General features: G+C 45.5%; 5 protein-coding genes. 3 read left to right on the top strand and 2 right to left on the bottom strand.

The genetic code is table 11. The features are described from left to right. Positions 1 to 11: 11 nt before the first annotated feature. Together MiSe_RS16370 and MiSe_RS16365 are read right to left on the bottom strand one after the other, a co-directional pair. Positions 12 to 1,025: a response regulator gene (locus MiSe_RS16370; RefSeq protein ID WP_226581941.1), complete on the bottom strand. Its 1,014-nt coding sequence runs from the start codon at positions 1,023 to 1,025 to the stop codon at positions 12 to 14. Next, the gene (locus MiSe_RS16365) at positions 1,022 to 4,162 is read right to left on the bottom strand and encodes an ATP-binding protein (RefSeq protein WP_226581938.1); all 3,141 of its coding nucleotides are present in this window, start codon (positions 4,160 to 4,162) and stop codon (positions 1,022 to 1,024) included. Before MiSe_RS16365 ends, MiSe_RS16370 begins: the two co-directional genes overlap by 4 nt. A 301-nt stretch (positions 4,163 to 4,463) precedes the next feature. On the opposite strand from MiSe_RS16365, the gene MiSe_RS16360 reads away from it, so the two are divergent. From MiSe_RS16360 to MiSe_RS16350, 3 genes are all read left to right on the top strand, one after another. Further along, positions 4,464 to 7,559 (top strand): efflux RND transporter permease subunit, encoded by a 3,096-nt coding sequence (locus tag MiSe_RS16360; protein ID WP_226581922.1) that lies wholly within the window; start codon positions 4,464 to 4,466, stop codon positions 7,557 to 7,559. After that, the gene (locus MiSe_RS16355; RefSeq protein ID WP_226581919.1) at positions 7,559 to 9,523 is read left to right on the top strand and encodes a response regulator; all 1,965 of its coding nucleotides are present in this window, start codon (positions 7,559 to 7,561) and stop codon (positions 9,521 to 9,523) included. Before MiSe_RS16360 ends, MiSe_RS16355 begins: the two co-directional genes overlap by 1 nt. A 227-nt stretch (positions 9,524 to 9,750) precedes the next feature. Further along, the coding region (locus MiSe_RS16350) for a PAS domain S-box protein (RefSeq protein ID WP_226581916.1) at positions 9,751 to 13,259 on the top strand (3,509 nt) is incomplete at its 3' end.

The following is a 13,259-nucleotide window of genomic DNA, read 5'->3' as shown; positions in this document are numbered from 1 at the left end:
TTACCAATTCTCTAAAGCCGCTTGAGTTCTTTATAAGCTACAACCAATTCAGCTTCAATTTTCTTGCGCTGAATAAACTCGCTCAAATGCGCGGCTACAGTATTCACCACCTCAATTAATCGCTGTTCCGCTTGAGAGCGAGTTTTTTTGAACAAAACTAAAACCGCTAAAACCCTGTCATTTACAAGAATAGGAATGCCCAACCCGGTTTTTAGTTCCATATTAGACCCCATTTGGCTGCGGAGAAAAGCCGAAATGTCTTGGACTAAAACATTTTCTATCCATTCAGGCTGTTTAGAAGACCAAACTCGTACCGGGAGTCCAAAGTTATGGGCAAATTTAAAAGTTTCGCTCGGATGGGTCAAGGCTTCTTGTTTGGCATCTCTCACAAACCAAATACTGCTTTCGAGTTTAGTTCCCTCGCTATTAGGACTCCAAATCTCACCGCAATCCCAGCCGATCATCAAACAAATATAGCGCAGGGTAATCTTTAAAGCCGCGTGAAAATCTGGGGATTTGCTAATCGCTTTGGTGGTAGTTAGGAGAAAGCGAATTTCTTCTTCGGCTCGCTGACGTTCGGTAATTTCTTGCTGAAGTCGGGAATTTTGGGCTTGCAGTTGGTTTTGTAACCGATGCAGCGCAATCTGATGCTGCACGCGCATCAATACTTCCTTGAGGTGAAACGGCTTGGTAATGTAGTCCACGCCCCCTAATTCAAAAGCCTTCACCTTATTGACTTCGCGATCTAAGGCACTAATAAATATTACGGGAATATGGCGAGTTTTTTCAGAAGATTTCAAATGTTTACAAACTTCATAGCCATCCATCTGGGGCATACTAATATCGAGCAAAATTAAATCCGGTGGATTTAACTGGGCTGCTCTTAAAGCGAGTTGTCCGTTGATCGATTGCCTGACTTGATATCCTTGTGTCTTGAGGATTGCTGATAAAAGTCGCAGGTTTTCTGGAGCATCGTCAACGATGAGAATATCCCCTGGGGATGTAGATGCAGTAAGTTCATTCATTTAAGTACGGTTTCTGTTAAATTGATGATTATATCTAAGCGAAAGTTATCAACCCAGTTTGTTAAGGTGGTAATTAAGTTGGTTTCGGTTTGAGGAATTTGCTCTACTAGCTCCATAATGCGTTCGTGATTAAGTGCCAGTGCAGCTTGGTTTAGCTGTACTACCCATTCGCGGGGCATTACCCGTAAGGACGCAGCATCGATGCTATAGGGTAAATCTGGGTTTTGGTTGGCTGCGATCGCGCCAGGAGAGTCCTGTTGATAAAGATAACGCACTCGCAAATGATGAGCCATCTTTTCAAAGAGTATTTCTTCCTGGAAAGGCTTACGCATAAAATCGTCGCATCCCGCCTGCAAAATAGCCGATCGATCCTCGTTAAAAGCATTTGCAGTCAAGGCAATAATCCCAGTAGCCTGACCTTTAAGCGTCGCTTTAATGCGTCGAGTCGCTTCATACCCATCCATCTGGGGCATTAGCATATCCATTAAGATCAGATGGGGTGACCACGTTTCCCACAAAGTAAGTGCTTCAATGCCATTTTCAGCTGAACGCACGTCAAAACCTACCGCTTGCAAAAGTCTGACTAAAAAAAGGCGGTTCTCCTCTACATCCTCAACCACCATAATGCGATATTCGGGTTGTCCAGCTGCTAAACCAATCACCCGCTTGGCGTTTAAATTTGTTTCAACATCAGCCGCATCAGCCAAGCGCAATTTGATATCAAATGTAAAAATCGTTCCCATACCCAATTGAGAGCGAACCTGGATATCTCCTCCCATTAATCTGATAAATTGTCGGCTAATGGGTAAACCTAACCCAGTTCCTTCCATTGACTTGCGTCCTGTTTCAGTTTGCACGAAGGGGTCAAACAAAGATTCAAGTTCTTCGGCAGCAATTCCAGATCCGGTATCTTCTACTTCAAAAATTAAGGATTGGTAATTGCTAATGGCGTTCTCAGGCAGAGCCACGTTCCCTGGCAGAGCCACGTTCCCTGGCAGAGCCACGTTCCCTGGCAGAGCCACGTTCCCTGGCAGAGCCACGTTCCCTGGCAGAGCCACGTTCCCTGGCAGAGCCTGGGAACGAGGGTAATGGCGATCTTCCATCCCCGCTTTGACTCGCACAATTACGCTACCAGAAGCAGTAAACTTAATCGCATTACCTATAAGGTTAATCAAAACTTGACGCAACTTACTTTCATCGGTAATGATATATTGAGGTACTTCTGGCTTCCGTTTAAAGACAATCTCCAACCCTTTTTCTAAAGCTTTTATCCGCAGCAAATCTTCAATATAAAACAGCAACTGATACAAATCAAAGCTGGTTTCATTCAGTGTCAAACTGCCTGCTTCAATTTTCGACATTTCCAAAACATCGTTGATTAAAGCGAGCAAATGTTCCCCACTGCGATTAATAATTTTTAATGGCTCTAGCTGTTGGGGTAAAAGCGAAGTATCGCGGGTCATGAGTTGGGTAAAACCCAAAATTGCGTTGAGGGGAGTCCGCAGTTCGTGGCTCATTTTAGCCAGAAATTGACTTTTGGCTCGGTTCGCTACTTCTGCTCGTTCTGCTGCTGTTTGCAGCGCCGCTTTAGAAAACTCTAAAAGCGCTAGCATTAAAGTATTCCTTAATTCCATTGCCCCATCAATTTCCAGTTGTTTCCAGGGTATTGATTTTTCTCTTACGGTTTGTTTCCACAACTGAAAAGAGTTTCGCGGTGAAAGTTGCACGCTGACCTCTGACCCAACCGAGATATTTTTATCCGGATCTCCTGCCCAGTTTACTGTTTGAATCAACTCAGGTCTGAACCAAAAAATATGATAAGAAGTTTGATTGAGAAAAATAGAAATTGCCAGCCAGCCACTAGCTATGTCTTTGAATTCCTTTGCTTTTGAATAAAGTTGAGCCAGATGGTTCGTATAAAATATTTCTTTTCTGCTATATTTCACCAGCCAAAATTTTAATTCCCCCACGGCTTGTGCCGGTGGAGTTGTACCAAGTAAAGTTAAATTATCCTCTAAATAAATTGCTGCCCCTTTGGCATTCACCAACTCTAATAAATTTTCGGCATTTTCCTGAAAATATTCTATTAGTTTACCTTGGTCAATGCTGCAATAAATCCCCTTTAACTTATCTTGTATTATTTTAATTCTTTCTCGGTATCGCTCCGACTCTCTTTCCTGTCTTGACGCTATTTCTACCGACATTAATTGCCCTAAAAATTCGCAAAATTTCCTGATTTTAAAAGTCACGGTTCTCGCCGAATAATGATGGCAAACAATTAAACCCCAAAGCCTTTTCTTTGTGATTAGAGAAATACATAGCGTAGCACTAACCCCCATATTTTGTAAATATTCCACGTGAACGGGGGCAACGCTTCTGAGAATTGAATAGCTCAAATCGAGTGGAGCGTTAGTTATAGGATTATTTTTTGGGAAGATTTCTACCGGCTGATAATTAACATCTACAATTAACCGGAGCCAATTGTTATAATAAAGTTTTCTCGCCAATTCAGGTATATCTGAAGCCGGGTAATGCAAACCCAAAAAAGGCTCAAGCTCTTCTGGCTTATCTTCTGCAATCACAAAGCCACTATCATCGGGTTCAAACTGATAAATCATCACGCGGTCATACCCGGTCACCTTGCGGACTTGCTGGGCAAGTATTGCTGTTGTTTCGCGAAAGTCTGAAGATTGTTTAAGCTTTAAAATTGTTGATTTAATTAACTGGTAAAATCCCAAAGGTAATTCCGTATCGTTAGAGTTTGCTGGCTCTAATTCCAAAATTAATACTCCATCATTGCGATGGATATTACCCTCGAAGAATACCCGTTGCCCATGCACTTCAATTGATATTTTAATTGGGTTAAAAATTTCTATATTTTCCTGCGATGCATAGGAGTTTAACCTATCAATTTGCTCGGCCTCAAATAAAATACTTAATTCCCGATTAATTAACGATTGAGCCGGCATCCCCAAAAACTCCTGGGTATTCCGACTGGCCTGTAAAATTTTTAACTGTGGGTCTTGTAAAACCAGCAGGACGCCGTGGGGCTGGATGTTACCAGGAGTATGAATGGGTTCGGTTTCGCAGTTGGATAAATCTAGTTGTTCTGCTTGTATAAATTTTGGTAACTCCATATCGGATTAGGGATTTGCACTTAGTTTAAATTTACAGGGGGATCTGGAACATGTGCGTGAAAAAATTGTGAAAAGCTTGAATAATAATTATAAAATTAAATAGGCAGGGTGAGTCAGATGTTGCGGCATCAGGCGCACCCTTTCGTAGGATCGACTAAAGCTTCACAAATCATTTCGCAATCGCTCCTGCGGCAGATAAATTTTGCCAATCGGTCAAGCGGTCAAGCCCCCGGGGGCGCTAAAGCGCCTACTACAAACGGAATATGACCCACGACGGACGACCCACGCTCCACGACCCATCATGTTTACCCACTTTTTTATCAAGCGCCCCGTTTTTGCTTCTGTTTGCTCGTTGCTCATCGTCTTGGTAGGGTTGGTGGGTTATACCCGCCTGCCAGTGCAGGAATATCCCAGCATTGACCCGCCGGTGGTGAATGTTTCCACGGTTTATCCCGGTGCGAGTCCTCAAGTAGTAGAAACAGAAGTAACGGAAATTCTGGAAGCCGAACTCAACGGTGTGGAAGGAATTAAAACCCTTAGTTCCGAAAGTCGGGAATCGGTTAGCAACATTACCGTACAATTTCAACTCAATCGCGATATCGAATCAGCTGCCCAAGACGTGCGCGATCGCGTCGCCCGTGCCGCTAGAAATATTCCAGATGACGCAGAAGCACCCATTGTCCGCAAACAATCGGGGGATGCTTCCCCGATTATCTGGTTTGCTCTCTACGGTAGCAATTTTTCTACCTTAGAATTAAGTGACTACGCCGACCGCTTCGTTGTGGACGCTTTAGAAACCGTCCCTGGGGTGAGTAGCGTCACTATCGGCGGGGAACGTCGTTATGCGATGCGTTTGTGGATCGATACCCAGCGGTTAGCAGCGCGCAACCTGACGATTTTGGATCTGGAGCAGGCACTGCGCGCCGAAAACGTCGAGATTCCTTCAGGTTTAATTGAAGGGCAAAGTTCGGAATATTCGATCCGTACCCTGGGACGCCTGCAAACGCCCCCAGAATACGAAGCGTTGGTAATCAAACGCAATCCTGATGGTTCTCAAGTCACGCTCAAAGATGTGGGGCGAGCGGAAATTGGCGCCGAAAGCGATCGCTCTTTCGTCCGCTTCAACGGTCAACCTGCGGTAGCATTAGGCGTCGTCAAACTCTCCAACGCCAACACCATCGAAGTCGCCAACGGCGCTAAAGCCAAATTCCAAGAAATATCCCCGACTTTTCCCACCGGGATGGAATACCAAATTGCCTTCGATACTTCCAATTTTGTCCAACTGGCGATCGATGAAGTTTGGGGCAGTCTTTACCTATCTGTCTTTCTCGTCGTCCTGGTAATCTTTCTCTTTCTCAAAGACTGGCGCGGTACTCTAGTTCCCGCCGTCACCATCGCCGTCTCGATTATCGGCGCGTTTGCCTTGATGTTCGCCTTAGGGTTTTCCATTAATACCCTGACTTTATTTTCCCTCACCATCTCCACGGGGATTGTCGTGGATGACACCATCGTCGTGCTGGAAAATATCGTCCGCTACATGGAAGAAAAAAAGATGGCTCCCTTCCCAGCAACTTATGCGGCGGTATCGGAAGTTGTCTTTGCAGTGATTGCTACTACCGTTGTTTTGATCGCCGTATTTTTACCAGTCGGTTTCGCCACGGGAACCACGGGACGCCTATTTAACGAATTTGCCATTACTATCGCCGGGGCAGTTGTATTTTCCACCGTCGTCGCCTTAACTCTGGCGCCGGCGATGTGCGCGCGAGTGCTGCGCCAGCAAACCCGATTACCCTGGTGGTCAAGATGGTTTTTTGACGCCTTCGATTGGGTTTTAGACCGGGTCAGGGATGGTTATGCATCATCGCTGCGTTTGTTGATGCATTTAAAAGCCGCAGTCGTATTCAGCTTTTTAGTATCGATCGGACTAGCTGCCTGGGTTTATCTACAATTGCCTTCGGAACTGTTACCCAACGAAGACCGAGGTTCAATTCTCACCATCGTCCGCGCTCCCCAAGGCGTTACGATTAACTATACCGACGGGGTGATGCAGCAAGTGGAAAAGATTTTCTCTTCCATCCCCAATATCCGCACTTACTTTGTTATCGGTGCATTCGGCGGTGGCACTGGAGTCGGACAAGTCAATCAAGGAATATCTTTTGCCAGATTGCAACCTTGGTCGGAACGTCCCAAACCCGAACAATCGCAACAAGCAACAATTGGTCAATTGTTTGGTAGGTTTTCTCAAATTACCGACGCGCTGGTGTTACCAATTAACCCACCCGCATTACCTGGGTCTGGGTTTGGTCAGCCGGTACAATTTGTATTGCAAGGAAGCGAATTGGAAACACTTGCCGCCACAGCGGAAAATTTAGCCCAAAAAGCCAGACAACTGCCCCAATTAGTCAATGCCGATACGGATTTAAAACTGAATAAACCAGAATTAACCTTGACGATTAACCGCGAGCAAGCTGCTAATTTAGGTGTTTCGGTGCGGGAAATATCGCGCACGCTGCAAATACTTTTAGGCGGGCAGGAAATTACCAGTTTTAATCAGGGAAATCGTCGCTATGAAGTCGTCGTCCAGGCAGAAAAGCAGTTCCGCGCCACGCCGCAAGATATTCGGGAAATTTACCTCAGATCTAACCAGGGACAATTAATTCCCTTGACTAATCTGGTAACGGTTACTCCCTCGACTACACCGCCGCAAATTAATCACTTTAACCGCGCGCGTGCTGCCACGATTACGGCTTCTCCCGCGCCGGGATACACTTTAGGGGAGGCGATCGCTGCATTGGAAAATTTGGCAAGGCAAGAACTACCCCCAGAAATTCGCACCGCTTTGGCGGGACAATCGTTAGAGTTGAGAGAAGCAGGACAATCGACGCTGTTTATTTTTGGGTTGGCTTTAGTCTTTACTTTCCTAATTTTGGCAGCCCAATTTGAAAGCTTTCTCGATCCTTTGATTATTTTCCTCGCCGTACCGCCTTCGCTTTTGGGAGCGTTTGTGGCGCTCCAGCTATCGGGAATGAATTTAAATGTATACAGTCAGATTGGGTTAATTATGCTCATCGGCATCGTCACCAAAAACTCGATTCTGATGGTGGAATTTTCCAATCAACTGCGCGACCAAGGATTACCGATTGTCAAAGCAGCGCTAGAGGCGGGACGAGTACGCTTTCGCCCGATTATGATGACAGCATTATCTACCCTATTAGGTTCGATGCCCTTGGCATTTACAACTGGTCCAGGGGCGATTAGCCGCATTTCTTTGGGGATGGCAATCTTGGGCGGGATGTTGGTTTCTACGATATTGAGCCTTTACGTCGTGCCGGTGTTTTACGCGATCGCCAAGTCGGCAGCGGCGCGTCTATTTGGAGGTAAGGATAGGGAAATTTGATGAATCAGCTAGCAATTATTTGTGTAGATGATGAAGAAATCGTCTTAAGGATCCTCCAAGATCAGTTAAGGCTATTTTTTGGTAAAGATTATTACATGGCAATTGCTAGCAGCGGCAAAGATGCCCTGGCGATTATCGCAGAGTTGCAAGAAAATAATGTTGACGTAGCGCTAGTAATTTCAGACCAGATGATGCCGGGGATGAAGGGAGATGAATTGCTGATCCAAGTTCATACTTACTATCCCAAAACCATGACCGTTCTTTTAACCGGACAAGCGGATACTCAAGCCATTGTCAATGCCGTCAATCGTGCTAACCTCTACCGCTATATTCCCAAACCTTGGGACGAAACCGACTTGATTTTGACCGTCAGCGAAGCACTGCGTCGCTATACCCAAGAACAACAACTAGAAGCAAAAAATCAGGCACTACAGCTGCTTAACGAACAACTCGAAACACTCAATAAATCTCTAGAGCAAACCGTTGCAGAACGCACCGCCGAACTAAAAGCCGCCAAAGAAGCTGCCGAAGTCGCCAATCAAGCTAAAAATGCTTTTGTGGCTAACATGAGCCACGAACTGCGAACCGCCCTCAACGGCATTCTAGGCTACGCTCAGATTCTTTTGCGCGAGCCAGATCTAACTCCCCGTCACAAAGAACGGATTCACCTGATTCAGCAGTGCGGTTCTCACCTGGTGAGTCTAATTAATGACATTTTAGATCTGTCTAATATTGAAGATCAAAAACTAGAGTTAATTAAGATAGATTTTAATTTGACTGATTTTCTGGCTAATTTATCAAGAATCATTCAAATCAAAGCCGAACAAAAAAGTATTTTTTTCACCTACCAAACAGAAGGGCAGATTCCCGATTGCGTCAATGGTGATGAAAAGCGCCTGCGTCAAATTTTGATGAATTTGTTGAGTAATGCGATTAAATTTACCAACAAAGGCAGCGTTATTTTCAAAATTGAGGTAATTGGTAATAGCGAAAGTTATAATCCATTACCAATTACCAATTACCAATTACCCATTACCAAAATTCGCTTTCAAGTTGAAGATACAGGCATAGGCATTGCCAGCGACCAATTAGAAAGAATATTTCTCCGGTTTGAGCAAGTGGGCGAGATATCGCAACTCGCGACGGGTGAGGGTCTGGGATTAAGCATCACCAATAAGTTAGTCTCGATGATGGGAGGTTCTCTCCAAGTAGAAAGTTGTTTGGGTGTTGGGAGTAAGTTTTGGTTTGAGATCTCACTGCCGATTTCTGTAAAAGCACACCCCACACCACCCCCAGTACAACCCAAATCAATCGTGACGGGTTACGAAGGCAAAAGGCGAAAAATCTTGGTCGTTGACGACAGGGAGGAGGAACGCTTCATCATAGTGGCACTTTTGCGGCCGCTTGGCTTTGAGTTAATTGAAGCTAGTTCTGGTAAAGCAGCTTTAGAAAAAGCCATTGTCCATCAACCGGATTTGATTGTGACCGATTTAAAGATGTCTGGAATGGATGGTTTTGATCTGTGTCGCCAACTGCGTTCGTTGCCCGCTTTTGAGCATACGGCGATCCTGATTATCTCTGGTGGGATATTCGAGTTGGAGAACCAGAAGGACGAACAAACCGGCTATACCGATTTTATTGCTAAACCTTTCCAACTAGAGGAATTGTTAGAAAAAATAGAGAATTCTCTCGGACTGTCCTGGATTTTTTCCACCTCAAACAGTCCCATCGATCCTAATACCAGCGAGTCAGAAGACTTGGTAATGCCTCCCGGCGAAGAGTTGGTTAGCCTGTACGCAGCCGCTCAAATTGGTAACTTTGAGGAAGTGATTCGCCAAGCAAATCGGCTGCAAGCGTTAAACTATAAATATGCTCGATTTGCTAGCACTGTATTGCAGTTTGCCGCGCAGTATGATGATGATGCGATCGCTGGGCTAATCGCGCCATATCTACCCGAAACTTGATTCCCGCCCTTTTTTGGTTGAGCGGCTATCTCAAGACTGTATGCCCATCTTTTGGCTGGTATAAGATTATACGTAAAACTTGCCGGATAAATTTTTGGACTATACCATAATCCAAGCGTACAGGATTTGAGAAAGTGAAAATATCATAAAAAAATAAACTTATTTTATATTTTTATTAAGCTAGTTAAAATCAATAAGAAATTTTCATAAGATGTGGTAAATAGATTATGAAATTACAGCAGAAGACGCAAGTTTTAATCGTAGACGACCAACCGACTAACATCAAAGTTTTATCAGATTTGCTGATTGAGTATGGATTTGAGGTTTTGGTAGCTACGAGCGGAGAAAAAGCGCTGCAAAGACTGCAAAGGGTTTTACCAGATATCATTTTGCTGGATATATTGATGCCGGGGATAGATGGGTTTGAAACCTGCCGCCGCTTGAAAGCAACAAAAGCAACGAATGACATTCCGGTAATTTTTATGAGCGCTCTCGACCAAGCGGTGGATAAAGTCAAAGGGTTGAGTTTGGGGGCGGTAGACTACGTAACCAAACCGCTGCAACATGAGGAGATTATTGCTCGGGTCAACGTTCATTTAAAACTGCGATATCTCACGAAACAACTGAAAGATCAAAATGCTTTGCTTCTGCAAGAAGTGCGATCGCGTAAGATAGCGGAGTCAGCTTTGCGCCTTTCGGAAGCAAAATTCGCCAAAGCTTTTTGGTCGAGTCCCAGTCCGATGACGATCGCCAGCTTGGCAGAAGATTGCTTGATCGAAGTTAACCGTAGCTTTTGCAGCATGATGGGCTATACCCCAGAGGAAGTACTGGGCAAAACGGCTGAATCACTCAATTTTTGGGTCAATCAAGAAGAACGCTTGTGCTTCCTTGCGGCATTGCAAACTTCGGGCAGTGTTTACAAACAAAAATGCCAGTTTCGCACCAAGTCTGGCGAAATCAGATTGGTGCTGGTGTCGGCAGAGGCGATCCAGATTGGGGACATTCCCTGCATTCTCTCCATCGCCAACGACATTACCCAACAAAACCAGGCAGAAAAAGCACTTCAAAGAAGCAACAATATGTTGCGTTCCCTGATTGACAGTACCTCCGATGTCGTGTTTGTCAAAGACGAACAGGGGCGCTATATGGTCGCGAATTCTACAGTCAGCCGCTGGTTTTCTAAATCAATGGAGGAAATTATTGGTCAGGACGATACGGCATTTTTTCCCGAAAATGTAGCCCGCCAGATAATGGCAGATGACCAGAAAGTTATGACGACGGGCGAATCTTTAACTTATGAAGAACTCGTACCCCAACACGGCATCATGCGGACGCTGCTAACCACGAAATCCCCTTGGCGAGATCCCCAAGGTCATATTATCGGGGTTGTGGGCATTTCTCGCGACATTAGCGATCGCAAACTGGCAGAAGAAAAACTCAAAAAGAGCGAAGCCAATCTTGCCCATGCCCAACGAGTTGCCCATGTCGGCAGTTGGGAATTTAATATCCTGACTGGAGAAATTAGCTGGTCAGAAGAAAAATTTCGCATATTTGGTTTAGATCCTAAACAACCCGAACCGACTTATCCCCAAATCGTGGAGATGATTTATCCCGATGACCGCGCTACTTTTCAGGAAATTGTACAGCGCGCGATCGCCCACGGAATACCCTACGAAAACGAGTTACGGATTGTGCGACCCGATGGTGAAATTCGCTACATTGACCTGCGGGCAGAAGTAGTTTTAAACGAATCTGGAATGGCGATCCAACTGTTGGGAATTGTGATGGATATTACCCAACGCAAAAAAGCTGAAGTGGCACTTGCTGGCAGCGAGCGAAAATATCGCAACTTGGTTGAAACATCCCAGGACTTGATTTTCTCGGTGGATGCTTCAGGGTGCTTTACCTTTGTCAACTCAGCGGTGAAACAAATTTACGGTTACGATCCGATGGAAATGCTCGGTCGTCCGTTCGCAGATTTCCTCACAGTGGAACAAAGAATTAAAGATGCGGCGGTTGAGCAAAAACTGATGAAAGGAGAGTCAATCTTCCAGTATGAAACGACTCATATAGCCAAAGATAATAAACCGATTCACCTGTTATTTAACGCGATGCCGCTGCGGGACGAACAGGGCAATATCGTCGGCAGGACGGGAACAGCCAGCGACATCACCGAACTTAAACAGAAGCAAGAAGCTTTATATCGTCGCGAGCAAGAATTCAAAGCCTTGGTGGAAAATTCCCCCGATGTAATTGCTCGATTCGAACGGCAACTGCGCCACGTATACGTTAATCCAGCCGCAGAATTAGCAACGGGAATCTCCCCAGAAGCATTTATTGGTAAAAGCCATCGAGAGTTGGGAATGCCCCTGGAATTTGCCAAGCTTTGGGAAGACGCTTTGCAAATGGTATTCGCGACGGAGAAAGAACAGCGGATTGAGTTTTATTTTCCCTCACCCCTTGGCTGTAAATTTTATCAAGTTCGGATTGTGCCTGAATTTAACTGCGATGGCAGCATCGAATTTGCCTTAGCTGTCGCCCGCGATTTCAGCGATATCAAACAAGCAGAACTGGAACTGCGAGAAAGTGAAGAACGCTTTCGCGCCACTTTTGAGCAAGCGCCCATCGGCATTTGCCATTCGAGTTTAGACGGTGAGTTTGTGCGGATCAACCAAACATTTTACGACATCGTGGGTTACAGCTATGAGGAAATGCTCGAGCGAACTTGGGAAGATATTACCTACCCGGAAGATCTCGATGTTGAACTAGAACTCGTTCGCCGCGTGTGGGAAAAAGAGATGGATAGTTACACGATGGAGAAGCGTTATATCCGCAAAGATGGCTCGATTATTTGGGTAAATCTGATTGGCACTTTAGTGCGATCGCCCGATGGCGAACCCAAATATGCGATCGCTGTAGCTGAAGATATTAGCCAGCGAAAACTTGCCCAAGCAGCGCTGCAACAAGCTCTAGAAACCGCTGAAGTCGCCAATCGTGTCAAAAGCACCTTTTTGGCGAATATGAGCCACGAATTGCGTACCCCCCTCAACGCGATTATGGGCTTTTCTCAACTCATAAACAACAGCCCAAAACTAGCACCGGAACACAAAAAATATCTCGACATTATTATCCGCAGCGGCGAACACTTGCTCGCTTTAATTAACCAAGTTTTAGATTTATCTAAAATTGAGGCAGGACGTACCACCCTCAACGAAACTAGCTTCAATCTTTACGATTTGCTCAACGGTTTGTCAGATATGTTTCGCCTCAAAGCGAACAATAAAGGATTGCAGTTGATTTTTGAGCGTTCGCCTGAAGTTCCTCAATACATTGAAACCGATGATCTCAAGTTACGCCAAGTATTAATTAACCTGCTTTCTAATGCGATTAAATTTACCCAAGAAGGAAGCGTCTGTTTAAAAGTTAAAACACCAGACAATACCCATTACCCTCGTTCCCAGGCACAGCCACCCTCGTTCCCAGGCTCTGCCAGGGAACGCCATTCCCAGGCAGAGCCACCCTCGTTCCCAGGCTCTGCCAGGGAACGCCATTCCCAGGCAGAGCCACCCTCGTTCCCAGGCTCTGCCAGGGAACGCCATTCCCAGGCACAGCCACCCTCGTTCCCAGGCTCTGCCAGGGAACGCCATTCCCAGGCACAGCCACCCTCGTTCCCAGGCTCTGCCAGGGAACGCCATTCCCAGGCACAGCCACCCTCGTTCCCAGGCTCTGCCAGGGA

The organism is Microseira wollei NIES-4236, assembly GCF_020521235.1.
Taxonomy (GTDB): domain Bacteria; phylum Cyanobacteriota; class Cyanobacteriia; order Cyanobacteriales; family Aerosakkonemataceae; genus Microseira; species Microseira wollei.
The sequence above is the reverse complement of the archived record's forward strand: the minus strand, read 5'-3'. Positions and strand labels throughout refer to the sequence as shown.

Coding starts and splice junctions, on each gene's coding strand:
- MiSe_RS16370 (WP_226581941.1), bottom strand. CDS start 1,025: ATGAATGAACTTACTGCATCTACATCCCCAGGGGATATTCTCATCGTT.
- MiSe_RS16365 (WP_226581938.1), bottom strand. CDS start 4,162: ATGGAGTTACCAAAATTTATACAAGCAGAACAACTAGATTTATCCAAC.
- MiSe_RS16360 (WP_226581922.1), top strand. CDS start 4,464: ATGTTTACCCACTTTTTTATCAAGCGCCCCGTTTTTGCTTCTGTTTGC.
- MiSe_RS16355 (WP_226581919.1), top strand. CDS start 7,559: ATGAATCAGCTAGCAATTATTTGTGTAGATGATGAAGAAATCGTCTTA.